This is a genomic window from Zhihengliuella sp. (assembly GCF_031178195.1).
Classification (GTDB): Bacteria; Actinomycetota; Actinomycetes; order Actinomycetales; family Micrococcaceae; genus Zhihengliuella.
In genome coordinates this window covers 570,028-594,727 of sequence record NZ_JAPSJL010000001.1, presented here as the reverse complement: position 1 = coordinate 594,727, position 24,700 = coordinate 570,028, and the positions used below count along the sequence as shown (strand labels likewise).

Here is a 24,700-nt window from a genome sequence, read left to right as displayed (position 1 = left end):
CAGATCTACCAGGAGGACGCATGACGCAGGCGACGGAACAGGCCACCGGGGTCCCGGTCGAACTGACGGCCACACTGGCCGAGCTCGACCCGGATGTCGCCGAGCAGATCGACGCCGAGCTGCGCCGGCAGCGCGACGGCCTCGAGATGATCGCCTCGGAGAACTACACCGCGGCGGCCGTGCTCCAGGCGCAGGGGTCGGTGCTGACCAACAAGTACGCCGAGGGCTACCCCGGCCGCCGCTACTACGGGGGCTGCGAGCACGTCGACGTGATCGAGCAGCTGGCCATCGACCGGCTCAAGGAGCTGTTCGGCGCCGAGTACGCCAACGTGCAGCCCCACTCCGGCGCCCAGGCGAACGCCTCGGTCATGCACGCGCTCCTCGAGCCGGGCGACACGATCCTCGGCCTGGACCTGGCCCACGGCGGCCACCTCACCCACGGCATGCGGATCAACTTCTCCGGCAAGCTGTACAACGTGGCCGCCTACGGCGTGGACCCCGAGACGCAGCGGGTCGACCTCGCCGAGGTCGAGCGCATCGCCCAGGAGAGCCGCCCGCGGCTGATCATCGCCGGTTGGTCCGCCTACCCGCGGCACCTGGACTTCGCCGAGTTCCGCCGGATCGCCGACTCCGTGGGCGCCTACCTCATGGTGGACATGGCACACTTCGCCGGCCTGGTCGCCGCCGGGCTGCACCCCTCCCCGGTGCCCCACGCGCACGTGGTCACCTCCACCACGCACAAGACGCTCGCCGGACCGCGTGGCGGCGTCATCCTCACCAACGAGGCGGACCTGGCCAAGAAGTTCAACTCCGCCGTCTTCCCGGGCCAGCAGGGCGGCCCTCTCGAGCACGTCATCGCCGGCAAGGCGGTCGCGTTCAAGATCGCCGGCACCGAGGCCTTCCGCGAGCGGGCCCGGCGCACCGTCGCCGGCGCGCAGATCCTCGCCGCACGGCTCGGCCAGGACGACGTCGCCGCGCGCGGCATCCGCGTGGTCTCCGGCGGCACCGACGTGCACCTGGTCCTGGTGGACCTGAGCCAGTCCAGCCTCGACGGCCGCCAGGGCGAGGACCTGCTCGCCGAGCTCGACATCACGATCAACCGCAACGCCGTGCCGAACGACCCGCGTCCCCCGATGGTGACCTCCGGGCTCCGCATCGGCACCTCGGCCCTGGCCACGCGCGGCTTCACGGAGGAGGACTTCTCCGAGGTCGCGGACATCATCGCCGAGGCGCTGGTCGCCGCGGCGCACGACGACGGAGCGGACCCCGCACTGATCGCGCGCCTGCGCGAGCGGGCCGCCGCCCTCGCCGCCGCCTACCCGCTCTACCCCGAACTCGCACCGATGGGAGCCCTCTGATGGCCGAGATGCTGCCTGAGCACCCGGATTTCCTCTGGCGGAACCCGGACCCGAAGCCCAGCTACGACGCCGTGATCGTCGGCGGCGGCGGCCACGGCCTCGCGACCGCCTACTACCTGGCCAAGAACCACGGGATGACGAACATCGCCATCCTCGAGCGCGGCTGGCTGGCCGGCGGCAACATGGCCCGGAACACCACGATCATCCGCTCCAACTACCTGTGGGACGAGTCGGCGGCGCTCTACGAGCACTCGATGAAGCTCTGGGAGCAGCTGCCGGAGGAGCTCGAGTACGACTTCCTGTTCTCCCAGCGCGGCGTCATGAACCTGGCGCACACGCTCCAGGACGTGCGCGAGTCCCAGCGGCGTGTCAACGCCAACGTCCTCAACGGCGTCGACGCCGAGTGGATCACCCCGGAGCAGGTCAAGGAACTCTGCCCGATCATCAACACCGGCGACGACATCCGCTACCCGGTCATGGGCGCCACGTACCAGCCGCGCGCCGGCATCGCCAAGCACGACCACGTCGCCTGGGCGTTCGCCCGCAAGTGCGACGAGATGGGCGTGGACATCATCCAGAACTGCGAGGTGACCGGCTTCATCAAGGACGGGAACCGCGTGGTCGGCGTCGAGACCTCGCGCGGGCGCATCAATGCCGGCAAGGTCGGCCTCGCCGCCGCCGGCAACTCGTCGGTCCTCGCGGACCTGGCCGGGTTCCGCCTGCCGATCCAGTCCCACCCGCTGCAGGCCCTGGTCTCCGAGCTCTTCGAGCCGGTGCACCCCACCGTGGTCATGTCCAACCACGTGCACGTCTACGTCTCGCAGGCCCACAAGGGCGAGCTCGTCATGGGCGCCGGCGTCGACGCGTACAACGGGTACGGGCAGCGCGGCGGGTTCCACGTCATCGAGGAACAGCTCGCCGCCGCCGTCGAGCTCTTCCCGATCTTCGCCCGGGCCCACCTGCTGCGGTCCTGGGGCGGGACCGTGGACACCACGTTCGACGCCTCGCCGATCGTGTCGACGACGCCGATCGACGAGCTCTACGTCAACGCCGGCTGGGGGACCGGCGGCTTCAAGGGGACCCCGGCCGCCGGCTACTCGTTCGCCCACACGATCGCGACCGGCTCGGCGCACCCGCTGAACGAACCCTTCGCCCTGGACCGTTTCGAGACCGGGCACCTCATCGACGAGCACGGCGCCGCCGCCGTCGCGCACTAGGGAGGCCACCACCATGCTCATGATTCCATGCCCGGACTGCGGGCCACGCGACGAGACCGAGTTCGGCTACGGGGGACAGGCCCACGTGGCCTACCCGGAGGATCCGAACCAGCTCAGCGACCGGGAGTGGGGCGAGTACCTCTTCTACCGGGAGAACACCCGCGGCCTCTTCGCCGAGCGCTGGGTCCACACGGCGGGATGCCGCCGGTGGTTCAACGCACTGCGGGACACCGTCACGTACGAATTCAAAGCCGTCTACCGGCCGGGCGAGGCCCGTCCGGACCTCACGCAAGGAGAGAGCTGATGAACGCAGGGCGCGTGGGGCCGGAGCGGGCCCCGGGGCATGCCGTCGACCGTAGCCGCGAGGTGAAGTTCCGGCTGGACGGCCTCGAGTACACCGGCTTCGCCGGTGACACGATCGCCAGCGCGCTGCTGGCCGCCGGGCGCGTCGACTGCGGCCCGTCGCTGTACCTGGCACGCCCCCGCGGCGTCGTCAGCGCCGGCGTCGAGGAGCCGAACGCACTGGTGACCGTGAAGTCGCGGTTCCCCGGGCAGGTGGACGAGTCCATGCTCCCGGCCACCACGGTGGAGATCGCCGACGGCATGGAGGTCGAGTACCTCCAGGGGCGCGGCGTCCTCGACCCGCGCCGGGACGAGGCCCTCTACGACCACAAGTACGTGCACACCGACGTCCTCGTCGTCGGCGCCGGCCCGGCCGGCCTCGCCGCCGCCCGGGAGGCCGCCAAGACCGGCGCCCGCACCATCCTGATGGACGAGCAGCCCGCCGCCGGCGGCTCCCTGCTCTCCGAGCGGGACGCGGTGATCGACGAGCAGCCGGCCCTCGAGTGGGTCGACGCCACGCTGGACCGGCTCGCGCACTCCGAGGACTTCACCTACCTGCCGCGGACCACCGCGTTCGGCAGCTACGACAACAACTTCGTGGTCGCGGTGCAGCACCGCACGGACCACCTGCCCGCGGCGGACCGCCCCGGCGTCTCGCGGCAGCGCATCTGGCACGTGCGCGCCTCCCAGGTGGTCCTCGCCACCGGCGCCCACGAGCGTCCGCTGGTGTTCGCCAACAACGACCGCCCCGGCATCATGCTCGCCGGCGCGGTGCGGACCTACCTCAACCGCTACGGCGTCGCCGCCGGGCGGCGCGTGGTCGTCGCGACCACCAACGACTCCGCCTACAGCACGGTCGCGGACCTGCACGCGGCGGGCGTCGAGGTGGTCGCCGTCGTCGACTCCCGGCCCGAGGTCTCCGACCGCGCGGCCGAGGTCCTCGCCGCCACGGGCGTCCGCTCCCTCCCGGGCTCCGCGGTGGTGGACACCGCCGGGGGCGGAACCGCGGGCCGCATCAGCGGCGTCACAGTCTCCGCGCTCGCCGCGGACGGCACGCTCGCCGGCGGGACCGAGACGCTGGACGCCGATCTGCTCGCCGTCTCCGGCGGGTTCTCGCCGGTGGTGCACCTGCACAGCCAGCGCGGCGGCCGCCTGGCCTGGGACGAGCGCGTCGCGGGCTTCGTCCCGGCCGCGCCGGTCGCCGACCAGCAGGTCATCGGCTCCGCCGCCGGCCGCTACACGCTGGACGGCTCCCTCGCCGACGGCGCCGAGGCGGGCCACCGGGCCGCCCGGCGCACCGGACGGACGGCGCCCATGGTGGTCCCGGCCGCCCCGTCGACCCCGACCGGACCGGTCCGTCCGCTCTGGCTGGTCCCGGGGCCGGACGGCGAGCCGGAGACCTGGACCGAGCACTTCGTGGACCTCCAGCGGGACCAGACCGTCGCCGACGTCCTGCGCGCCACCGGGGCCGGCATGCGCTCCGTGGAGCACGTCAAGCGGTACACCTCGATCTCCACGGCCAACGACCAGGGCAAGACCAGCGGCGTCAACGCCATCGGCGTCCTCGCCGGGGTCCTGGGCGCCGAGGACCCCTCGGAGATCGGCACGACGACGTTCCGCGCCCCGTACACCCCGGTCGCGTTCGCGGCCGTGGCCGGCCGCCGCCGCGGCGAGCTCGCCGATCCGGCCCGGATCACGTCCATCCACCCGTGGCACGTCGCCCACGGGGCGGAGTTCGAGGACGTCGGCCAGTGGAAGCGGCCCTGGTACTACCCGCAGGCGGGCGAGGACCTGGACGCGGCCGTCCTGCGCGAGTGCCGGGCCGTGCGCGAGCACGTGGGCTTCATGGACGCCAGCACCCTCGGCAAGATCGAGATCCGCGGCACCGACGCCGGCGAGTTCCTGAACCGCGTCTACACCAACGGGTTCAAGAAGCTCAAGGTCGGGATGGCGCGCTACGGCGTCATGTGCACCCCGGACGGGATGATCTACGACGACGGCGTCACGCTGCGCGTCGCCGAGGACCGCTACTACATGACCACCACCACCGGCGGCGCCGCCAAGGTGCTGGAGTGGCTCGAGCAGTGGCACCAGACCGAGTGGCCCGAGCTCGACGTCGTCCTCACCTCCGTCACGGAGCAGTGGAGCACGATCGCCGTCGTCGGACCGGACTCCCGGAAGGTGATGGAGCGGGTCTGCCCGGACCTCGACGTCTCCCAGGAGGCGTTCCCGTTCATGGCGTTCCGCGAGACCACCCTCGCCAACGGGATCCCGGCGCGCATCTGCCGGATCTCCTTCTCCGGCGAGCTGGCCTTCGAGATCAACGTCGACGCCTACTACGGCCTCGCCGTCTGGGAGGCCGTGGACGCCGCCGGTGCGGACTTCGGGATCACCCCGTACGGCACGGAGACCATGCACGTGCTCCGCGCCGAGAAGGGGTTCATCATCGTCGGTCAGGATACCGACGGGACCGTCACCCCGCAGGACGCCGGGATGGACTGGGTGGTCTCCAACGTCAAGGAGTTCATCGGCAAGCGCTCGTACTCCCGGGCGGACACCGCCCGCGCGGACCGCCACCACCTGGTCGGCGTCCTCCCCGTGGACGGGACCACCCGGCTGCCCGAGGGCGCCCAGCTGGTCGACGCCGGGACACCGGTGACGCCCGAGGCGGGGCCGGTCCCGATGATCGGCCACGTGACGTCGTCGTACCAGTCGGCGGCCCTCGGCCGGCCGTTCGGGCTGGCGCTCGTCTCCAACGGCCGGAACCGCCAGGGCGACGTGATCAAGTCCTGGTTCGACGGCGAGCTCGTCGACGTCGAGATCACCTCCCCCGTCCTCTACGACCCCGAAGGGAACCGCCGCGATGGCTGACACCACGACCACGACGCCGGAGGGCACCGCCGCCTCCACCCTCGCCGCCCGCGACGGGCAGGACCGGCCGACGACGGCCCTGGACGCGTTGCGCGTCTCGCCCGCCGCGCACCTGGCCGACCTCATGGCCGCGACCGAGGTCACCGGGGAACGCTCGGTGGCGCTGCGCGAACTGCCGTTCGCGGTCCAGCTCGGCCTGCGCGCCGCCCCGGGCAGCCGCAGCGCCGAGGTCCTTCAGGAGCACTTCGGCCTCCCGCTGCCGTCCGGCGTCGGCGAGGTGTCCGGCGACCCGGCCGGGCAGCACCTGCTGTGGCTGGGCCCGGACGAGTTCCTCGCCGTGGACGTCTCCCGCCGGCAGGAGCCGGGGGAGGCCGACGCGCCGGCGGCCGTGCTCGAGGGCCTGCCGGGCCAGGTGGTGGACCTCTCCGCGAACCGGACCATCCTGGTCCTGAGCGGGGCCAGCTCCCGGGCCGTCCTGGAGAAGGGCTGCCACCTGGACCTGCACCCGGCCGTGTTCGCTGTCGGCACGGCGGTACTCACCCAGCTGGGTCCGGTCCCGGTCATCCTGCACCGGACGGCCGAGCAGGAGTACCGGCTGTACCCGCGCGCGTCCTTCGCCGACTACATGGTGCGCTGGCTCGTCGACGCCATGGCCGAGTTCGCCGGAGAAGCAGTCGCCTGATGGCGCTCAGCGTCCTGGACCTGTTCTCCATCGGGGTCGGTCCCTCCTCCTCCCACACGGTGGGGCCGATGCGCGCGGCGCGGCGGTTCACCGCCGAGCTCGGCCGAAGCGGCCGGCTCCCGGCGACGGCCCGGGTGAAGTCGGAGCTGTTCGGGTCGCTGGGCGCCACGGGCATCGGACACGGCTCGGACACGGCCCTGATCGTCGGGCTCAGCGGGCACGACCCAGAGACGGTCGACGCCGACGCCGTGCCGGGCATCGCCCGGACGGCGGCCGAGTCGGGCCGGCTCGTGCTCGGTGGTGAGCACGCCGCGGGGCGCCCGGTCACGTTCGACCGGGCCCGCGACGTCGTCCTCCACCGCCGCCGGTCCCTGCCCGCGCACCCCAACGGGATGCGCCTGACGGCCACGGCCGACGACGGCGCGGAACTGCTGGTCCGCGAGTACTACTCGGTGGGCGGCGGCTTCGTGGTCGCCTCCGACGAGCTGGACGCACCGGTCGCCGGTGACGACGCGCCGGAGCCCCACCCGTTCGACTCCGCGGACGAGCTCCTGGCGCGGTGCCGGGAGAGCGGGCTCTCGATCTCCGGCGTGGTGCGCGCCAACGAGGCCGTGCGCCACGAGGGCAGCGTGCTGCGCGAGCAGCTGCTGGCCATCTGGGCGGTGATGCGCGAATGCGTCGAGAACGGATGCACGCGGACCGAGGCCCTGCTGCCCGGCGGGCTCAAGGTCCGGCGGCGGGCCCCGGCCCTGCGGGCGCGGCTCCGCGAGGAGCAGACCGCGGCGCTGGCCTCCGGCAGCGTCGACCCGCTCCAGGCCATGGAGTGGGTCAACCTGTTCGCGCTCGCCGTGAACGAGGAGAACGCCTCGGGCGGCCGGATCGTCACCGCGCCGACCAACGGCGCGGCCGGCATCATCCCCGCGGTCCTGCACTACTACTGGAACTTCGTCCCCGGCGCGGACGAGGACGGTATCGTCGACTTCCTGCTGACCGCCGGGGCCGTGGGCATCCTCTTCAAGAAGAACGCCTCGATCTCCGGCGCCGAGGTGGGCTGCCAGGGCGAGGTCGGCTCCGCGTGCTCCATGGCGGCGGCAGGACTCTGCGCGGTCCTGGGTGGGACGCCGGAGCAGATCGAGAACGCGGCCGAGATCGGACTGGAGCACAACATGGGGCTCACCTGCGATCCCGTCGGCGGGCTCGTGCAGGTGCCCTGCATCGAACGCAATGCCATCGCCTCGGTGAAGGCGATCAATGCGGCCCGCCTCGCCGTCCGCGGCGACGGGCAGCACCGGGTGTCCCTCGACCAGGCCATCGACACGATGCGCCAGACTGGGGCGGATATGAAGACCAAGTACAAGGAGACCTCGCGCGGTGGCCTGGCGGTCAACGTCGTCGAGTGCTGAGAATAGGAGCAAACATGGGTGAGACCGCTCGGGACTACGTCCTGACCTTCGACTGCCCGGAGAAGCCCGGGATCGTGCACGCACTGACCGGCGTCCTCCTGGAGCACGGCGGGGACATCGTGGAACTGAAGACGTTCGACGATCCGCGCGCAGGGCACTTCTTCGCCCGCGTCCACTTCAGGATCGGCGACGGGGTGGACGCGGAGGAGGCGGCGGCGAGCGTGCGCCGGGACATCGGCAAGCTGGTCGACGGCAGCGCCGGCGGCGACGCCCGCTGGGAGTTGCTGCCGGCGGGGCAGAAGCGCCGCGTCCTGATCATGGTCTCCAAGTTCGACCACTGCCTCAACGACCTGCTCTACCGCGCGCGCATCGGAGAGCTCCCGGTCGAGATCGCCGCCGTCGTCTCCAACCACCGAGACCACCAGCGGTCCGTCGAGTGGCACGGCATCCCCTTCTACCACGTGCCCGTCACCCCGGACACCAAGGCCGAGGCCGAGCAGAAGCTGCTGGACCTGACGGACCGGTTCGAGATCGACCTGGTGGTGCTCGCCCGCTACATGCAGGTCCTCTCCGACTCCCTGGCGACCAAGATGGAGGGGCGGATCATCAACATCCACCACTCCTTCCTTCCCTCCTTCAAGGGCGCCAAGCCCTACCACCAGGCGTTCGAGCGCGGCGTGAAGACCGTGGGCGCGACGGCTCACTACGTCAACAGCGAGTTGGACGAGGGGCCGATCATCGCCCAGCAGGTCCAGCAGGTCGACCACTCGTTCGGGCCGGAGGACCTCGTCGCGGCCGGCCGCGACACCGAGCGCAAGGCCCTCTCCGACGCGGTGCGCTGGCACTGCGAGGGCCGCGTCATGCTCCACGACTCGCGGACGGTGGTCCTCCGCTAGCCCCGGCGGCCCGGCGAGTCCGCCCGCGCACGGCCGCCGCAGCAGCGCGTACGACGACGACGGGAGCGTCCCGTCGTCGCCGTACGCGTGCCCGGCGCCAGGGGTGCCCGGGAGCGGGTGTGCCGGGATGCGGGGGCTCCGACAGGCGAGCTCAGGAGCGCGAGAGGATCCCGCGGGCGGTCGCCTTCAGGCACTCCAGCGACGACCGCACCAGCGGGGAGTCCTGCGTGCCGCTGCGCACCGCGGCGACGATTCGCCGCGTGGGCTGCCACGAGCCCTCCAGATGCAGCCGGGTGACGTTCTCCGCGGCGCCGAGCCGGAACAGCCGCGGCACCAGGCCGATGCCCAGGCCGGCTCCGACCCACGCGGTTGCGGTCTCCCACTCGATCGCCTCGTGCTCGATCCGCGGCGTCGCGCCGACCGCCGTGAAGGCGGCCGTGAACAGCGTGTGGTAGGTCGAGCCCGGCGCGGCGGTGATCCAGGGCTCCTGCGCGAGATCCTCCAGATGCACCGTGCCGCGCTCGGCCAGCGGGTGGGTGGAGGGCACCATGACGTCCAGCGGGTCGTCCAGCAGCGGCGTCAGCTCGAAGCGCGGATCACCGTCCACGTGGGAGGCCGCCTGCATGGCCACGACCACGGCCAGGTCGATCCGTTCGGTCAGGAGCAGGTCGAAGCACCGCTCCGGGCTGGCCTCGACCATCTGGACCTGGACGTCCGGCCGCGATGTCTTCAGTTCCGAGGCCAGGGGGGCGAGGAGGCTCGAGGCGGCAGTGGAGAAGCCGCCGATGCCGAAGCGCCGCTGCGTCTGCCCGCCCGCGGTCAGCGCCTCCGACCGGATCCGGTCCCACTCCGTCACCAGGGTGTCCGTCTGGCTGACCAGATAGCGCCCCGTGCTGGTGAGCCGCAGACCGCGCCCGTCCTTCACCAGGAGCCTCATCCCCAGGGCCTGCTGGAGCTCGCGCAGCTGCGCTGAGATGGCCGAACGGGAGTAGCCGGTGAGCTCCGCGGTGGCCGAGACGGTGCCGCACATGGCGAAGGCACGGAGCGTCAGAAGTCGCTGATCAATCATCCAAACATTCTGCACGGTATCAGACAGAAAGTGGAGCTTTTTTTGGACTGTGACCCTTCTTACGCTTAAGGGACACCAGCAGGTTCCCGGTCGTCTCGGACCGGCCACGCACGTTGATCCGCCGGCCCCGGCGGGATGCATTTCGAGGGAGAATTCGATTGAACCCTGCAGTTAAGACCGCAGCCAAGACGCCCGCCGGCGAGAGCAAGGCTGCGACCAAGCGGGCGTCCGCGCCGCGCAAGGGTCGGCTCTCCGCCGTTCCCGAGGAGCAGCGCTCTGAGATCCGCGAATTGTTCGACAACCGGCGCAAGGGCTACTCGCTCGACGCGCCCTTCTATACCGATCCGACGCTCTTCGCCGCCGACATGGAGGGCATCTTCGGCCAGCACTGGCTCTTCGCGGCCAGCATCGCCGAGATCCCCGAGCCGGGCGACTACGTGACCGTCGACTACGGCCCCTACTCGCTGATCGTGCTCCGCACGGAGGAGGGCGTGAACGTCCTCCACAACGTGTGCCGTCACCGCGGCGCGCGCGTCCTCACGGAGGCGGCCGGCACCACCGGCAACCTGGTGTGCGGCTACCACTCGTGGACCTACTCGCCGGAGGGCGCGCTCGTGCACGCCTCCGCCCCGGGCGAGACGACCTTCGATAAGGGCTGCTTCGGCCTCAAGCGCGCCCACAGCCGCGTGGTCGCCGGCCTCGTCTTCGTCTGCCTCGCGGCCGAGCCGCCGGAGGACTTCGACGAGGTCTCCCGGATCTTCGAGCCCTACCTCGCCCCGCACGAGCTCTCCAGCGCCAAGGTCGCCTTCCAGCAGGAGCTGGTGGAGGAGGGCAACTGGAAGCTCGTCATGGAGAACAACCGCGAGTGCTACCACTGCGACGGCCACCCCGAGCTGGCCTGCTCGCTGTTCCCCACCTGGGGCCTGACCGAGGGGATCATCCCGCCGCACCTGGAGGACGTCTGGGACCGCAACGTCCAGGCCGACCAGGCGCTCAAGGACCGCTGCGTGCGCTACGGCCTGCCCTACGAGGTCCTCGAGGAGCTGGACACGCGCATCGCCGGCTACCGCATCTCCCGCGAGCCGCTCGACGGCGCGGGCGAGTCCTTCTCCGCCAGCGGGCGTCGCCTGTCCAAGAAGCTGCTCGGCGACCTGCGCGACTTCCGCCTGGGCCGCTGCTCCATGCACCTCCAGCCCAACAGCTGGTTCCACTTCATGTCGGACCACGTCATCACGTTCTCCGCGTTCCCGATCAACGAGCACCAGACGCTCGTGCGCACCACGTGGCTCGTCGCCGACGACGCCGTCGAGGGCGTCGACTACGACCTGGAGACGCTGACCTACACCTGGAAGCAGACCAACCTGCAGGACAAGAACTTCGTGGAGCTGTGCCAGCGCGGCGCCGCCAGCCCGGCCTACGAGCCCGGCCCGTACATGAAGAGCGAGTACCAGGTCGAGGCCTTCATCAACTGGTACGTGCAGCGGATGCAGGAGCACCTGGCATGACCATCAGCACCACCAGCACGGCCGTTCCCGACGTCCTGCGGGTCCGCGGGCTGGAGATGCCGTGGAACCGGGTGCTGCAGAGCTCGGCCGAGGCGGCCGGCGCGGCCCGCGCGCTCGGCCCCTGGCACCCCCAGGAGTTCCTGGCCGAGTGCGTGGAGACGGTCCCCGAGGCCGGGAACATGATGACGTTCGTCCTGCGCCGGACCGACGGAGCACCGCTGGCGTTCCGTCCCGGCCAGTACCTCAACATCGCGTTCCCGGTCGACGGGCCGGACGCGGAGCCGGTCAACCGGAGCTACTCCATCTCCAGCGCCCCCACCCAGCCGTGGGCGTTCGCCATCACGGTCAAGCGCGACGACGGCGGCAAGGTCTCGCCGTGGGTCCACGAGAACGTCCGGCCCGGCACGGTCCTCGAGGTCCTCGGCCCCGTGGGCGCGTTCCACCTGCCGGACCACGACCGCCGCGCCCGCTACCTGTTCCTCGCCGCCGGTGCGGGCATCACCCCACTGATGTCGATGATCCGCACCATCCACTCCCTCCCCGGCCGGGCCGACGTCGTGGTCCTCTACCACGGCGCCGCACCGGGGGCGTTCGCCTTCTCGATGGAGCTGGAGTACATCGCGTCCGTCGACTCGCGGATCAAGGTCTACTACTCGCTCGGGGACCGCAGCGCCCCCGGCAAGTGGCAGGGCATGGTCGGCCGCCTCACCGCCGAGATGATCGAGGAGGTCGCCCCGGACGCGAACGGCCGCCAGATCTACGCCTGCGGGCCCGAGCCGTACCTGGACGTGGCCGGCCAGCTGCTGGAGCGGCTGGGCGTCGATGACACGTCCTTCCACGTCGAGTCCTTCAACGGCAGTCGCGAGACCATCCTCGAGTACAAGGAGGAGGTGGCGCTCGCCGGCGAGATCGCCGAGGAGATCGCCGCCGCGCACGAGGAGTTCTACGAGCAGCAGCCCGCCGCCCTGGAGCTCTACGGCAGCGGGTACGAGGCCGTCGTGGCCGGCCACTCGGAGTCGGGGACCGACTCGGTGGCCGAGGCCGCCGCGGAGATCGTCGACGAGGCAGCAGACGACTACGCGTGGGAGGAGGACGCGGTCGCCGCGCAAAACGGACAGCAGGCCGGCGCGGCCGCCGCCGAGCCGGTGGACCCGTCGTCGTTCGAGGTCCATGGCGAGGGCAGCCTCACCATGTCCTTCGTCCGGACCCGGGTCAACGTGCGGATCGACCCGGGGCAGCAGATCCTCGGGGCGGCCCGCAAGGCCGGCGTGAGGATCGGGGCCAACTGCCAGGAGGGCATGTGCGGCTCCTGCAAGATCGTCAAGCTCGAGGGCGAAGTCGACATGCACCACCAAGGCGGCATCCGGGCCCGCGAGATCGAGGCCGGCAAGTTCCTGCCGTGCTGCTCCACCGCGAACACCGATCTCGTCGTCGACGCCTGAACCGACGCCCACCCATCACCACACCCGTATCTCGGCGGGCGCGTCCACCGTGCCCGCAGTTCCAGCATCCCCACCAGCAGTAGGAGTCCCCTGTGACGTCGAAGACCGCTCCACGTGTAGTCATCATCGGAGCCGGCACCGTCGGTGCCAACCTGGCCGACGAGCTGGCCCAGCGCGGCTGGACCAATACGCTCGTCCTCGAACAGGGCCCGCTCGGGCTGCCGGGCGGGTCGACGTCGCATGCGCCAGGACTGGTGTTCTCCTCCAATGGTGCGAAGACCATGGCCGAGTTCGCCAGCTACACGATCGAGAAGTCGCACTCCCTCATCGGCCCCGACGGCCGCGGCTCCTTCCGGGCCGTCGGCGGTCTGGAGATCGCGACCAACGAGGAGCGCCTCGCGGACCTGCACCGGCGCGCCGGCTGGAACCGGGCCTGGGGCATCGAGGCCGAGGTGATCGACGCCGAGGCCTGCCGGAAGATGTACCCGCTGCTGAACCCGGACATGGTCCTCGGCGGTCTCCACACCCCGAACGACGGTCTGGCGCTGGCAGCCCAGGCCACGCAGCTGCTCATCGAGCGGACGCGCGCCCAGGGCGTTGAGTACCGGGACCGGACCACCGTGACCGGCATCGAGCAGTCGGGCGGCCGCGTCCGCGCCGTGCTCGCCGGCGAGGACCGGTTCGAGGCCGACATCGTGGTCAGCTGCGCCGGCTTCTGGGGCCCGGCGATCGGAGCGATGGCCGGCACGCGGATCCCGCTGCTGCCGCTCGCGCACCAGTACGTGAAGACCACCGCCCTGCCCAGCCTCGCCGGCAAGAACGAGATGCCGAACGGGGCCAGCCTGCCCATCCTCCGCTTCCAGGACCGCGACCTCTACTACCGCGAGTGGGGCGACCGCATCGGCATCGGCTCCTACGCCCACCGCCCCATGCCCGTGGACCTGGAGACGCTCCCGAAGTACGCGCCCGGCGAGATCACCGCCGATCGCATGCCGTCCTCCCTGCCGTTCACCCCGGAGGACTTCGAGTCCGAGTGGGAGGCCACCAAGGAGCTCCTGCCGGACGTGGCGAACACGGAGATCGAGAGCGGCTTCAACGGCATCTTCTCCTTCACGCCCGACGGCGGCTCGCTGGTCGGCGAGTCCCGCGATCTGGACGGCTTCTTCGTCGCCGAGGCCGTCTGGGTCACCCACGCCGCCGGCGTCGGCAAGGCAGTCGCCGAGCTCCTCACCCAGGGCCGGTCGGAGACCGACCTCGGCTGCTGCGACCTCAACCGGTTCGAGGACGTGCAGACGACGCCGGACTACGTCTCCGAGACCTCGCAGCAGAACTTCGTGGAGATCTACGACGTCCTGCACCCCTCGCAGCCGCGCGTCTCCCCGCGCAACGTCCGCGTCAGCCCCTTCTTCGCGCAGGAGCAGGAGCTCGGCGCCGTGTTCCTCGAGGGCGCCGGCTGGGAGCGCCCGCACTGGTACGAGTCCAACGCCGCCCTCCTCGACGAGCTGCCGGCCGAGTGGACGCCGCCGGAGCGCGACTCCTGGGCTGCACAGTTCCACTCGCCGATCGCGGCCGTGGAGGCCTGGCGCACCCGCACCGCCGTGGCCATGTACGACATGACGCCGCTGAAGCGCCTCGAGGTCACCGGTCCCGGCGCCGGCCCCCTGCTCCAGCGCCTCACCACCGGCGAGATGCTCCGCAAGCCGGGCGCCGTCACCTACACCCTGCTGCTGGACAGCGCCGGCGGCGTCGCCAGCGACATCACCGTGGCCCGGCTCGACGAGCGGACCTACCAGGTCGGCATCAACAGCGGCATCGACGACGCCTACATCTCCCGCGAGGCCCGCCACCAGAGCGAGGAGGACCCGTCCCAGTGGGTCAGCGTCCGCGACACCACGGGCGGCACCTGCTGCATCGGCCTGTGGGGCCCGCTGGCCCGCGAGGTCATCTCCAAGGTCACCGAGGACGACATGACCAACGAGGGCCTCAAGTTCTTCCGGACCAAGCAGATCTCGATCGCCGGGATCCCCGTGACCGCCATGCGCCTCTCCTACGTCGGCGAGCTCGGCTGGGAGCTCTACGCCTCCGCCGACGTCGGGCACCGCCTGTGGGATGTGCTGTGGGAGGCCGGACGCGAGCACGGCATCATCGCCGCCGGCCGCGCCGCCTTCAACTCGCTGCGCATCGAGAAGGGTTTCCGCGCCTGGGGCACGGACATGACCATCGAGCACGAGCCCGACCAGGCCGGGGTCGGCTTCGCCGTGAAGGCGTCCAAGACGGACGACTTCGTGGGGAAGGACGCGCTCGCCGAGCGCCGCGAGCAGGCCACGAAGCGCCTGCGCTGCATCACGGTCGACGACGGAACCACCGTGGTGCTGGGCAAGGAGCCCGTGTACATCGGCGACGAGGTCGTCGGCTACATCACCAGCGCCGCGTTCGGCCACACCGTGGGCCGGCCCATCGCGTACGCCTGGCTGCCGAAGAGCGCCGACGTCGGCGACACCGTCGAGGTCGAGTACTTCGGGAAGCGGGTGCAGGCGACGGTGGCGGCCGAGCCGCTCGTCGACCCGGAGATGACCAAGCTCCGCGGCTGACGCCCGACGGCAGGAACGCGCAAGTGCCCGGCTCCAGTGGAGCCGGGCACTTGCGCGTCCGGGCGGTCGCCGCGACGTCGATGGCCCGCCGTCGTCGAGGCCTGCGGCGACTCGCGACGGCGCGGGACGACGGAACCAGCGGGCGGACTACTCCGCGGCGGCAGGGGCGAGGGACTCGATGAGCCCCTCGACGCGGCGCTTGATGTCGTCGCGGATGGGGCGCACGGCCTCGAGGCCCTGTCCGGCCGGGTCCTCGAGCTTCCAGTCCTCGTACCGCTTGCCCGGGAAGTACGGGCACTCGTCGCCGCAGCCCATGGTGATGACGACGTCGGACGCCTGCACCGCGTCCGCGGTCAGGACCTTCGGCACCTCGGCCGACATGTCGATGCCGACCTCGCGCATGGCCTCGACGGCCGCCGGGTTGACCCGGTCGGCCGGCTGCGAGCCCGCCGAGCGGACCTCGATCCGGTCGCCGGCCAGCGACGTCAGGAACGCGGCCGCCATCTGCGAGCGGCCGGCGTTGTGCACGCAGACGAAGAGGACGGACGGCTTGGCCGCGCTCGCGTCGGCGGTGGTCTCGGTGCTCATAGCGACCTCTCGGTTCGGCCCGGGCGGGCGGTTAAGTACTTGCGCGCCCAGAGGGCGACGTAGACGAGGGCGACCAGGACCGGCACCTCGATCAGGGGGCCGACGACGCCGGCCAGGGCCTGGCCGCTCGTCGCGCCGAAGGTGGCGATCGCGACGGCGATGGCCAGCTCGAAGTTGTTGCCGGAGGCCGTGAAGGACAGCGTGGTGGTGCGCTCGTAGCCGAGGTTCAGGTAGCGGCCGATCACCATGGACGCGCCGAACACGACCACGAAGTACACGACCAGCGGCACGGCGATCCGCGCGACGTCGAGCGGGTTCGACATGACCTGGTTGCCCTGCAGGGCGAAGAGCACGACGATCGTGAACAGCAGGCCGTACAGCGCCCACGGGCCGATCCTCGGCAGGACGCGGGACTCGTAGGTCTCCCGGCCGAGCCGGCGCTCGCCGAGGGTGCGGGTGAGGAAGCCCGCGACGAGCGGGATGCCGAGGAAGACCAGCACGGACAGCGTGATCGCGGCGACGGAGAACTCCGCGCTGGTGGTCGGCAGGCCCAGCCACGTCGGGAGGACCTGGAGGTAGAACCAGCCGAGGACGCCGAACATGGCGACCTGGAACACGGAGTTGACGGCCACCAGTACGGCCGCGGCCTCGCGGTCGCCGCACGCGAGGTCGTTCCAGATGAGGACCATGGCGATGCAGCGGGCGAGCCCCACGATGATCAGGCCCGTCCGGTACTCCGGCAGATCCGCCAGGAAGACCCAGGCGAGCACGAACATGAAGGCCGGGGCCAGCACCCAGTTGATGACCAGCGACGTGATCATCAGCTTGCGGTCCTGCAGGACGTGGCCGGTCTCGTTGTAGCGGACCTTCGCCAGCACCGGGTACATCATCACCAGCAGGCCGACCGCGATCGGGACGGAGACACCGGCGACCTGGTAGGAGTCCAGGGCCTCGCCGAAGCCTGGCGCGACGGCGCTCAACAGGAGTCCCAGCCCCATGGCGGCCAGGATCCACACCGGCAGGAAGCGGTCGACGATGGACAGCTTCTCTACGACATGGGCGGTTTGCGGCTCGCGCGCGGGGGCGTCGAGTGGCGTCACGGGGTCTCCGATGCTGTGCGGCGGCCGGTGCCGGCCGGGCGGTGGATGCGGGGCGGGATATTGACGAGTGTCGATATCAATGGTGGCGGATTGAATCGACGACTGTCAATGCGTGGTCGGCGGGCGGTGCGCTACGGCTGGGCCGGCCCTGTCGCGGCGGCCCCACTGCGGCCGTGGGCGAGGCCGGTGGGGATGCCGAGGTACTGCGCCTCGGCCGGCGCATCGCAGCAGGAGCCGACGTCGGTCGAGCAGACGCCGGTCTCCGGCAGGTCCAGCTCCAGCTGTGCGGCGGCCTCCGCGTCGCCGGCGAGGTGCGCGGCGATGGAGCGGACCTGCTCGTAGCCGGTGGCCATGAGGAAGGTGGGGGCGCGGCCGTAGCTCTTCATGCCCACGATGTAGAAGTCCTCCTCCGGATGCGCGAGCAGATCGGCGCCGTGCGGTGGGACGGTGCCGCAGCGGTGGAACTCCGGGTCGATCAGCGGGGCCAGCTTCCGCGGCGCCTCGAAGGCCGGGTCGAGGTCCAGGCGCAGCTCGCGGAGCATGTCCAGATCCGGCCGGAATCCCGTGGCGGGCACCAGCGCGTCCACCTCGAGCCGGGTCTCCGCGCCGCCCTCGGCGACCCGCACGGACAGGCGGCCCTCCGCCGTCGTCCGCGTCTCCAGCACGCGGAAGCCGGGGTGGACCTCGATGCGTCCGGCCTTCACCATGGTGCGCAGGCGGGCGCCGAGCGCGCCGCGGGCCGGCAGCCCGTCGCGCTCCCCGCCGCCGTACACCGCCGACGGATCGGGTCCGCGCAGGCCCCAGAGGACCCGGGTGCCCTCCTCCTGAGCGGCCAGCCGCCCCAGCGCCAGCAGCGAGTTGGCCGCCGAGTGCCCGGCGCCGACCACGAGGACGGTCCGGCCCGCGAAGTGCTCGCGCTCGGCCCCCAGGACGTCCGGCAGGGCGGACGTGACGGCGCCGGCGGCACGGGCCGCGCGCCTCCAGGCCGCCCGGGCCGACCGGGTTGGGGAGCTCCCAGGTCCCGGAGGCGTCGATCACGGCCCGGGCCTCGATGTCGCGGACGACGTCGGCGCGGGCGTGGGTGCCGCCGGTGGCCCGGGAGCCGCTCGCCTCGCTGCGGCCCCCGTCGGCGGCGGCAACCACGGTGCGGACCAGGAACGGGGCGGTGGCGCGGTCGCGGGCCCGGGTTTTGTCCATCCCGGAGCGGGTCACGGCGACCACCCGGTGGCCGGTGCGCAGGCGGACGGCGATCGCCGGCGTCGCGGCGAGCGGCTCGAGGTACTCTCCCACCAGCTCGCGGCCGGTGGGCAGGCGCTTCGGGTTCGGCGCGGACCAGCCGGCGGCCTCCAGGAGGCGGACCGCGGCGGCGTCGGTGTTGTAGGCCCAGGTGGAGAACGTCTGGATGTGGCCCCACTGCGCGACGGCGGCCCCGACGGACGGGCCGGCCTCCAGGACGAGCGGGGTGACGCCGCGCTCGAGGAGGTGGGCGGCCGCGGCCAGCCCGACCGGGCCGGCTCCGATGACCACGACCGGCAGGTCGTGGCGCGGGGTGTCGTGGCGCATGGAGTCTCCTCTGGGGTGGCGAAGGCGGTCTGCGGGTATCGACGTACGTCGATGCGACGAGTATGGTGAGAGGTATCGACGGTTGTCAATATCTGAGAGGAACGACCGTGACCGAGACGATGTCCCCCTCCGCCCCCGCTGCGGCAGCGGGGCTGGAGGCCGGCGAGTGCTGCTCGCCCCCGGCCTCCCGCCCGCCGCTCGACGCCGAGGCCGCCGCAACGCTGGCGGCGCGCTTCAAGGCCCTCGCCGACCCCAACCGGCTCCGGCTGCTGTCCCTCGTGGCCGCCGGCGAGGACGCCGAGGCCTGCGTCTGCGATCTGACCGAGCCCCTGGGGCTCGGCCAGCCCACGGTCTCCCACCACCTGAGGATCCTGGTCGACGCCGGCTTCCTCACCCGCGAGAAGCGCGGTGTCTGGGCGTACTACTCCGTGGTCCCGGAGGCGCTCGCGGACGTGGCGGCGAGGCTCACCGGCCCGCTGGGGAGCGCCCGATGAGCGGGGAGCCGGCCGTTCTGTTCGTCTGCTCCAAGAACGGTGGCAAGTCCCAGATGGCCGCCGGGCTGATGCGGCTCGAGGCGGGGGACGCCGTCGTCGTCGAGTCGGCCGGCACCCAGCCGGGGAGTGCGATCAATCCCCTGTCCGCCGAGGTGCTGCTCGACCTCGGCGTCGATATCCGCGACGAGAAGCCCAAGCCCCTGACCGAGGACGCGATGCGGCGCGCCGGGCTCGTCGTGGTGCTCGGCGGCGAGGCGCAGGTCGACCCCGTGGACGGCGTGGCCATCGAGCGCTGGGAGACGGACGAGCCCAGCCTGCGCGGCATCGAGGGGCGTGAGCGGATGGAGCTCGTCCGCGACGACATCCATGCGCGCATCAAGGAGCTCAGGGCCCGCCTCCTGGGGTAGCGAGCCGGGGAGCCGGGCTGGACCGGTCGAACGGACGAACGGGCCAGTCGAGCCGGCAGACCGCGTCCGGGTCAGTGGGACGCGCGCTCCTCGGCCTCGGCGGCGTGGCCGACGATCGGGGCGATGGTCTCGCGCAGCTCCAGCAGCGTGCGGCGGTACGTCTCGGTGTCGAACACGAGCGTCTCCGCGCCGGCGACCGGTGTGACGCGCGGCCGGCCGTCCACGGTGTCCTGCCAGCGGAACCCGCTCCAGGTGACGCGCTCGCCGATCTGCAGGTCGCACGCGAGGTAGCCGCACGCCTCGCTGCGGCAGATGGGGCAGAACAGCAGGCCCAGGGGCTGCGACGGCGGCCCGTCGCCGGCCCCGAGCAGGTCGTCGATCCGCAGCAGCCCGGCCGCCGGGAAGGTCGAGCGCAGGTCCGCCATCTCCGCCGGCATGTCGAGCGTTCCGGACCAGTCGCGGATCCATGCCTGCAGGAGCCGTCCGTCCACCTGGATGTTCCAGATGGACTGCGTCAGCTCCACGGCTTTGAGGCGCCGGAACAACCCCACCCGCCGGGTCGTCCGGCGCCGGACCACCGTCTCCTTGAAGGAGAGCACGTTCGGGCCAGTACTCATCTGTCCAGTATCGGCCGAGGGCGCGTTCGGCGCGTCACATTACGCCCTCGGCCGGACGGCGCGCCGCAGGTCAGCGCGTGGCCGAGCCGGCGGTCGCCCGGGCCCGGACGGCGGCGAGGACCTTCTCCTCGGCGTCCTCGCCGGCGGGGATGCCCGCCGGGACGCGGAGGAAGAACACGGCACCCAGGGCCCACCACACGGCGAAGATGAGCCACGGCTCCCAGCTCAGCGATGCCGGCATGCCCGGCATGTAGAGGCTGAAGAGAGCGGCCGTCAGGACCACGGAGGCCCAGCCGATGACCTCGCCGCCGCGGCCCGCGCCGCCGACGCGCAGGGGCCGGTCCATGGCCGGCTCGCGGCGGCGCAGCACCAGGAACGTCACGGAGACCAGGAAGTAGGCCACGATGATGCTCGGGGCCCCGGAGTCGACGAGCCAGCCGAGCATCTCGGCCCCGAAGAACGGGGCGAGCATGGAGATGCCCCCGATGAACATCAGCGCCTTGTGCGGGGTGCGGTACTTCGGGTGCAGGTCCGCGAACCACTCCGGCAGCATGCCGCTGCGCGCCAGCGAGTAGATCAGGCGGGAGGCCCCGAGCAGCAGCGAGTTCCAGGACGTCAGGATGCCGGCGATGCCGCCCGCGATGAGGACCTTGGACATCAGCTCGGACCCGAACAGAGCGCCGAAGGCGTCGGCGGTGGCGATGTCCGCGGCGGCGATCTCGCCGGCGGGCATCGCCGTCGACGTCGTCAGGACCACCATGACGTACCAGGCGGTGGCCAGCACGACGGCGAGGACCACCAGCGAGCCGATCTTCCGGGCCGGGATGTTGACCTCCTCGGCGGACTGCGGGATGACGTCGAAGCCGATGAAGAGGAACGGCACGGCCACGAGCACCGCGAAGAAGCCGGCCATGCCGCCGGTGAACAGCGGCTGCATGTTCTGCGCCTCGCCGCCGGTGAAGGAGCCGAGGAGCAGTAGCGCGCCGATGGCCAGCAGGAACAGGACGGTGAACGTCTGGACCACGCCGGCCTGCTTGACGCCGCGGATATTGATCCACGTCAGCAGGATCGCGGCGGCGACGCCCACCAGCGCCCAGGTCAGGTTCACCTCGAAGCCCGCGACCGTCCACAGGGGGATCTGGCTCATGCCCGGCACGATGTACTCCACCGTGCGGGGGAGCGCGACGGCCTCGAACGCCACGATGGTGACGTAGCCGCCGGTGATCGCCCAGGAGCCGATGAAGGACGGGCGCGGGCCGAGCGCGCGGAGGATGAAGTTGTGCTCGCCGCCAGCCTTGGGCATGGAGCCCGTGAGCTCCGCGTAGGTCAGCCCGACGACGGCCATGATGCCGCCGCCCACCGCCATGGCGAGGGCCGCGCCGAGGGTGCCCGCGCTCTCCAGCCAGCCGCCCGTGAGCACCACCCAGCCGAAGCCGATCATGGCGCCGAAGCCGAGCGCGAGTGCGTCGATGTTCCCGAGGGACTTGGACAGCGTCCTGTCCTGTGTGCTGCTCATGTTCCGAGCATTCCTTTCCGCCTGTGCCGCCGTCGCTGTCGACGCCGGTCGTGCCGGAGGGAGATTCTCGCACCCGGGGCGGCCCGCCGGGGCCGCGGGTTCCGTCCCGGTGGGTTTGTTACGAGGCCGCCGGCCCGCCGGTCACGGCCCGCTGGCACGGTCCGCGGGTCACCGTCCGCCGCCGGCGGCGGGTCAGTGGGGGAGCGCGATCCCCTGCCGGCCCTCGTGGGCCAGGCCGTCCGCCAGGAGCGAGCCGAGGCAGCGCTCCAGCTGCTCGGCCTGCGCCCCGGTCGCCAGGACGACGGCGGCGCCCAACAGGTCCTCCCGCGCCACCGGGGCGTCGGCGTCGCGGAGTGCGGCCATGAACGCCCCGCGGACCTGCCGGTCGGTGCCCGCCCACGGCTGGCCCTTGGGCGTGTAGTGCGGGGCCGGCTGCCCCGCGCGCAGCCAGGCGCACGCGTCCCGCACCGGGCAGGCGTCGCAGCGGGGAGCCCGGGCCGTGCACACGAGCGCGCCGAGCTCCATGACGCCCGCGTTCCACGCGTTGGCGAGGGAGCCGCCGTCGTGCCCGGCGTCCGGCATGAGCGCCTCGGCGAGACGGGCCTCGGCGGCGGTGTAGGCGGGCTCGGGCAGGGCGTTGCCCGTGAACAGGCGGGCGTGGACGCGGCGGATGTTGGTGTCCACCACGGTCTCCGGCCGTCCGAAGGCGAAGCAGGAGATCGCGGCGGCCGTGTAGGCGCCGACGCCGGGGAGGGAGCGGAGGTCCTCGTACGACGACGGGACCGCGCCGTCGTGGTCCTCGACGATCCTGCGGGCCGCGGCGTGCAGGCGCAGCGCCCGGCGCGGGTAGCCGAGCCGGCCCCAGCCGCGCAGCGCCTCGCCGGACGGCTCGGCGGCCAGGTCCGCCGGCGTCGGCCAGCGCTCCATCCACTCGTGCCACACCGGCAGGACGCGGACCACCGGGGTCTGCTGCAGCATGTACTCGCTGACCATGACCCCCCACGGGCCGGCGTCGGGGCGGCGCCACGGCAGGTCGCGCCCGTGGGCCGCGAACCACTCGGCGATCGCCGCGTGGAGGCGCGGGAGGTCCGCGGGGAGGCGGGCGGGGTCGGCGACGGCGGGCGGGCGGGGCACCAGTCCACTGTAGGCGACGGGGTGGAGCGACGCCCGTCGAAACGGCAGCCGCGGACGACGCCGGCGAACCGTGCCGGAGCACGCCGCCGGTGCCTCCCGGCCGCGCGGCGGGGCGGGCGTTAAGCTGGGCGCATGGCATCCTCCGCACCGTCGCCGCGCCGACCCAGCCCCGCCGTGTACCGGCGCCGCCGGCTCGTGGCGCTCGTGGCCCTGCTGGTGGTGCTCGCCCTCCTGGTCTGGGGCGTCAGCGCCGTGGTCGGCATGGTCCGCGGGCCCGCCGACCCGCCGTCGCCGCAGGCCGACGGCGGGGCGGCGGCCTCGGCGCCCGCCGACCCGAGCGCCTCGGGCGCCCCGGGTCCGGACGGCGGCGGGTCCGGTGGCGGGGCGGCCGGCGACTGCCAGCCGGACGACGTCGTCGTGCAGGCTTCCACGGACGCCCCGTCCTACGGGCCCGAGGCGAACCCGGTGCTGGTCATGACCATCGAGAACACCGGCGACGCGGCCTGCGACGTGAACGTCGGCACGGGCGAGCAGGAGTTCGTCGTGAACAGCGGCGAGGACCGGATCTTCTCCACCAAGGACTGCCTGGCGGAGGCCTCGGACCTGCGCATCACGATGGAGCCGGGGCAGACGGAGACCGCTCGCTTCACGTGGGAGCGCGTGCGCAGCGCGCCGGGCTGCCAGGCCGTGAACGCGAAGCCGCGCCCCGGGACGTACAAATTCACCGCCAAGCTGGGCGACCGCGAGAGCGGGATCGCGTCCTTCGAGCTCCGGTAACGCTAGGAGAAGCGCTCCAGCAGGCTCGTCTCGGCGATCCGGGAGAGGTCCTCGCGGACCTTCTTGGCTCGCTGTTCGCCGATCCCGTCGACCGACATGAGGTCGGAGATATTGGCGGCCATGAGCTGCTGCAGGTCGTCGAAGTTCTCCGCCAGCCGGGCCGCCACCGAGCGGGGCAGCGCCTTGATCCCCGCCAGCAGCCGGTACCCCTTGGGCCGCAGCGGAGTGTCGAGCGTGTCCGTGGAGGTGCCGTAGCCGAACACGGTGGCGATGCGCGTCAGGTCGATGATGTCGGCCGAGGAGAAGGAGCGGAGCCGGGCGAGCGCCGCGTCGACGTCCGCCTGGGCGACATGCTCCCGCGAGTAGTCGCGCAGGAGCATGTCGCTGCCGGGGCCGAGGCCGCTGTTGAGCTCCTCGAGCTGGAGGGAGAGCAGCCGGCCGTCGACGCCGAGCTCGAGGACGTACTGCGAGATCTCCTCGGTGATCCGCCGGACCATCTCCTGGCGCTGGAGCACCAGGGCGACGTCCCGCACGGTGACCAGGGCCTCGATCTCGAGGGCCGAGAGCGAGCGGGTGACCTGGTCCAGTCGGTCCCGGTACCGCTCGAGCGTCTGCAGGGCCTGGTTGGCGCGGGCCAGGATCGGCTCGGAGCCCTCGAGCACGTGCCGGACGCCGTCCACGTAGATGGCGATGATCTGCATGGACTGGGAGACGGAGATCACCGGGACGCCGGTCTGGATGGCGACGCGCTCGGCCGTGCGGTGGCGCGTGCCCGACTCCTGCGTGGGGATCCGGGGGTCGGGCACCAGCTGGACGGCCGCACGGATGATTGTGGACGCGTTGCGGTCGCAGACGATCGCGCCGTCCATCTTGGCCAGCTCGCGCAGTCGGGTGGGGGAGAACTCGATGCCGATGTCGAAGCCGCCGGAGCAGATGCCGTCCACGGTCTTGTCGTAGCCCAGGACGATCAGCGCCCCCGTCCGGCCGCGTAGGATCCGCTCGAGACCGTCGCGCAGCTGGGTCCCTGGGGCGATGCGCGCGAGGGTGCTGCGCAGCGCATCGTCTGTGTTCTTCGTCATGGCAACCCCTCCGGCCGGTTCTCGTCTCGATTCTAGGCGGGACGGCCGT

Annotated in this window: 20 protein-coding genes and 1 pseudogene; 13 read left to right on the top strand and 8 right to left on the bottom strand. The window is 72.1% G+C overall.

The annotated features are described in order from the left end of the window. Positions 1-20 precede the first annotated feature (20 nt). Genes glyA through purU form a run of 7 tightly spaced genes read left to right on the top strand, consistent with a single transcriptional unit; the run spans position 21 to position 8,769 of the window. Positions 21-1,358, top strand: a complete 1,338-nt coding sequence (gene glyA / locus RIN46_RS02635) for a serine hydroxymethyltransferase (protein WP_309081281.1) — start codon at positions 21-23, stop codon at positions 1,356-1,358. Further along, the gene (locus RIN46_RS02630) at positions 1,358-2,575 is read left to right on the top strand and encodes a sarcosine oxidase subunit beta family protein (RefSeq protein ID WP_309081282.1); all 1,218 of its coding nucleotides are present in this window, start codon (positions 1,358-1,360) and stop codon (positions 2,573-2,575) included. Before glyA ends, RIN46_RS02630 begins: the two co-directional genes overlap by 1 nt. 13 nt (positions 2,576-2,588) lie before the next feature. After that, a complete protein-coding gene (locus RIN46_RS02625; RefSeq protein ID WP_309081283.1) occupies positions 2,589-2,879 on the top strand; it encodes a sarcosine oxidase subunit delta in 291 nt (96 codons plus the stop codon). After that, entirely contained in the window at positions 2,879-5,788 is a 2,910-nt protein-coding gene (locus tag RIN46_RS02620) for a sarcosine oxidase subunit alpha family protein (protein WP_309081284.1), read from the top strand. Before RIN46_RS02625 ends, RIN46_RS02620 begins: the two co-directional genes overlap by 1 nt. Further along, positions 5,781-6,470: a sarcosine oxidase subunit gamma family protein gene (locus RIN46_RS02615; RefSeq protein WP_309081285.1), complete on the top strand. Its 690-nt coding sequence runs from the start codon at positions 5,781-5,783 to the stop codon at positions 6,468-6,470. The genes RIN46_RS02620 and RIN46_RS02615 overlap by 8 nt, the downstream gene beginning before the upstream one ends. Then, positions 6,470-7,873: an L-serine ammonia-lyase gene (locus RIN46_RS02610; RefSeq protein WP_309081286.1), complete on the top strand. Its 1,404-nt coding sequence runs from the start codon at positions 6,470-6,472 to the stop codon at positions 7,871-7,873. Before RIN46_RS02615 ends, RIN46_RS02610 begins: the two co-directional genes overlap by 1 nt. 14 nt (positions 7,874-7,887) lie before the next feature. Further along, positions 7,888-8,769, top strand: a complete 882-nt coding sequence (purU, locus tag RIN46_RS02605; RefSeq protein WP_309081287.1) for a formyltetrahydrofolate deformylase — start codon at positions 7,888-7,890, stop codon at positions 8,767-8,769. A 151-nt stretch (positions 8,770-8,920) separates the two neighbouring features. Here purU and RIN46_RS02600 read toward each other — a convergent pair whose 3' ends face one another. Continuing rightward, positions 8,921-9,838 carry a LysR family transcriptional regulator gene (locus RIN46_RS02600; protein ID WP_309081288.1) on the bottom strand — a complete coding sequence of 306 codons (918 nt, stop codon included), beginning with the start codon at positions 9,836-9,838 and terminating at the stop codon, positions 8,921-8,923. A gap of 281 nt (positions 9,839-10,119) precedes the next feature. On the opposite strand from RIN46_RS02600, the gene RIN46_RS02595 reads away from it, so the two are divergent. From RIN46_RS02595 to RIN46_RS02585, 3 genes are all read left to right on the top strand, one after another. Beyond that, positions 10,120-11,343, top strand: coding sequence for an aromatic ring-hydroxylating dioxygenase subunit alpha (locus RIN46_RS02595; RefSeq protein WP_309081475.1), 1,224 nt, complete (start codon positions 10,120-10,122; stop codon positions 11,341-11,343). Then, positions 11,340-12,785 (top strand): iron-sulfur cluster-binding domain-containing protein, encoded by a 1,446-nt coding sequence (locus RIN46_RS02590; RefSeq protein ID WP_309081289.1) that lies wholly within the window; start codon positions 11,340-11,342, stop codon positions 12,783-12,785. Before RIN46_RS02595 ends, RIN46_RS02590 begins: the two co-directional genes overlap by 4 nt. 92 nt (positions 12,786-12,877) lie before the next feature. Next, positions 12,878-15,376, top strand: a complete 2,499-nt coding sequence (locus RIN46_RS02585; protein WP_309081290.1) for an FAD-dependent oxidoreductase — start codon at positions 12,878-12,880, stop codon at positions 15,374-15,376. Positions 15,377-15,523: 147 nt separating this feature from the next. Here RIN46_RS02585 and RIN46_RS02580 read toward each other — a convergent pair whose 3' ends face one another. From RIN46_RS02580 to RIN46_RS02570, 3 genes and pseudogenes are all read right to left on the bottom strand, one after another. After that, on the bottom strand, positions 15,524-15,964 hold the full coding sequence (locus RIN46_RS02580; protein WP_309081291.1) for an arsenate reductase ArsC: 441 nt from the start codon (positions 15,962-15,964) through the stop codon (positions 15,524-15,526). Continuing rightward, the gene (arsB, locus tag RIN46_RS02575) at positions 15,961-17,064 is read right to left on the bottom strand and encodes an ACR3 family arsenite efflux transporter (protein ID WP_309081292.1); all 1,104 of its coding nucleotides are present in this window, start codon (positions 17,062-17,064) and stop codon (positions 15,961-15,963) included. The genes RIN46_RS02580 and arsB overlap by 4 nt, the downstream gene beginning before the upstream one ends. Before the next feature lie 131 nt (positions 17,065-17,195). After that, a pseudogene (locus tag RIN46_RS02570) lies at positions 17,196-18,627 on the bottom strand (FAD-dependent oxidoreductase). 119 nt (positions 18,628-18,746) lie between these two features. Between RIN46_RS02570 and RIN46_RS02565 the strand changes: the two are divergent. Together RIN46_RS02565 and RIN46_RS02560 are read left to right on the top strand one after the other, a co-directional pair. After that, positions 18,747-19,121: a metalloregulator ArsR/SmtB family transcription factor gene (locus RIN46_RS02565; protein WP_309081476.1), complete on the top strand. Its 375-nt coding sequence runs from the start codon at positions 18,747-18,749 to the stop codon at positions 19,119-19,121. Beyond that, positions 19,118-19,528 (top strand): low molecular weight phosphatase family protein, encoded by a 411-nt coding sequence (locus tag RIN46_RS02560; RefSeq protein WP_309081293.1) that lies wholly within the window; start codon positions 19,118-19,120, stop codon positions 19,526-19,528. The genes RIN46_RS02565 and RIN46_RS02560 overlap by 4 nt, the downstream gene beginning before the upstream one ends. Positions 19,529-19,599: 71 nt before the next feature. Here RIN46_RS02560 and RIN46_RS02555 read toward each other — a convergent pair whose 3' ends face one another. The 3 genes from RIN46_RS02555 to RIN46_RS02545 form a co-directional block, all read right to left on the bottom strand. Then, entirely contained in the window at positions 19,600-20,145 is a 546-nt protein-coding gene (locus RIN46_RS02555) for a hypothetical protein (RefSeq protein ID WP_309081294.1), read from the bottom strand. Between the two features lie 70 nt (positions 20,146-20,215). Then, the gene (locus tag RIN46_RS02550; protein WP_309081295.1) at positions 20,216-21,661 is read right to left on the bottom strand and encodes an amino acid permease; all 1,446 of its coding nucleotides are present in this window, start codon (positions 21,659-21,661) and stop codon (positions 20,216-20,218) included. A 192-nt stretch (positions 21,662-21,853) separates the two neighbouring features. Further along, positions 21,854-22,795: an A/G-specific adenine glycosylase gene (locus RIN46_RS02545; RefSeq protein WP_309081296.1), complete on the bottom strand. Its 942-nt coding sequence runs from the start codon at positions 22,793-22,795 to the stop codon at positions 21,854-21,856. Positions 22,796-22,927: 132 nt separating this feature from the next. Here RIN46_RS02545 and RIN46_RS02540 point away from each other — a divergent pair, with 132 nt between their 5' ends. Then, a complete protein-coding gene (locus RIN46_RS02540; protein ID WP_309081297.1) occupies positions 22,928-23,572 on the top strand; it encodes a hypothetical protein in 645 nt (214 codons plus the stop codon). 2 nt (positions 23,573-23,574) lie between these two features. Here RIN46_RS02540 and disA read toward each other — a convergent pair whose 3' ends face one another. Next, the gene (gene disA, locus RIN46_RS02535; RefSeq protein ID WP_309081298.1) at positions 23,575-24,651 is read right to left on the bottom strand and encodes a DNA integrity scanning diadenylate cyclase DisA; all 1,077 of its coding nucleotides are present in this window, start codon (positions 24,649-24,651) and stop codon (positions 23,575-23,577) included. Between the last annotated feature and the right edge of the window lie 49 nt (positions 24,652-24,700).

Excerpts from the sequence above, each read along its gene's own strand:
- glyA (WP_309081281.1), top strand. The coding sequence starts at position 21 with ATGACGCAGGCGACGGAACAGGCCACCGGGGTCCCGGTCGAACTGACG.
- RIN46_RS02630 (WP_309081282.1), top strand. The coding sequence starts at position 1,358 with ATGGCCGAGATGCTGCCTGAGCACCCGGATTTCCTCTGGCGGAACCCG.
- RIN46_RS02625 (WP_309081283.1), top strand. The coding sequence starts at position 2,589 with ATGCTCATGATTCCATGCCCGGACTGCGGGCCACGCGACGAGACCGAG.
- RIN46_RS02620 (WP_309081284.1), top strand. The coding sequence starts at position 2,879 with ATGAACGCAGGGCGCGTGGGGCCGGAGCGGGCCCCGGGGCATGCCGTC.
- RIN46_RS02615 (WP_309081285.1), top strand. The coding sequence starts at position 5,781 with ATGGCTGACACCACGACCACGACGCCGGAGGGCACCGCCGCCTCCACC.
- RIN46_RS02610 (WP_309081286.1), top strand. The coding sequence starts at position 6,470 with ATGGCGCTCAGCGTCCTGGACCTGTTCTCCATCGGGGTCGGTCCCTCC.
- purU (WP_309081287.1), top strand. The coding sequence starts at position 7,888 with ATGGGTGAGACCGCTCGGGACTACGTCCTGACCTTCGACTGCCCGGAG.
- RIN46_RS02600 (WP_309081288.1), bottom strand. The coding sequence starts at position 9,838 with ATGATTGATCAGCGACTTCTGACGCTCCGTGCCTTCGCCATGTGCGGC.
- RIN46_RS02590 (WP_309081289.1), top strand. The coding sequence starts at position 11,340 with ATGACCATCAGCACCACCAGCACGGCCGTTCCCGACGTCCTGCGGGTC.
- RIN46_RS02580 (WP_309081291.1), bottom strand. The coding sequence starts at position 15,964 with ATGAGCACCGAGACCACCGCCGACGCGAGCGCGGCCAAGCCGTCCGTC.
- RIN46_RS02565 (WP_309081476.1), top strand. The coding sequence starts at position 18,747 with ATGTCCCCCTCCGCCCCCGCTGCGGCAGCGGGGCTGGAGGCCGGCGAG.
- RIN46_RS02560 (WP_309081293.1), top strand. The coding sequence starts at position 19,118 with ATGAGCGGGGAGCCGGCCGTTCTGTTCGTCTGCTCCAAGAACGGTGGC.
- RIN46_RS02555 (WP_309081294.1), bottom strand. The coding sequence starts at position 20,145 with ATGAGTACTGGCCCGAACGTGCTCTCCTTCAAGGAGACGGTGGTCCGG.
- RIN46_RS02550 (WP_309081295.1), bottom strand. The coding sequence starts at position 21,661 with ATGAGCAGCACACAGGACAGGACGCTGTCCAAGTCCCTCGGGAACATC.
- RIN46_RS02540 (WP_309081297.1), top strand. The coding sequence starts at position 22,928 with ATGGCATCCTCCGCACCGTCGCCGCGCCGACCCAGCCCCGCCGTGTAC.
- disA (WP_309081298.1), bottom strand. The coding sequence starts at position 24,651 with ATGACGAAGAACACAGACGATGCGCTGCGCAGCACCCTCGCGCGCATC.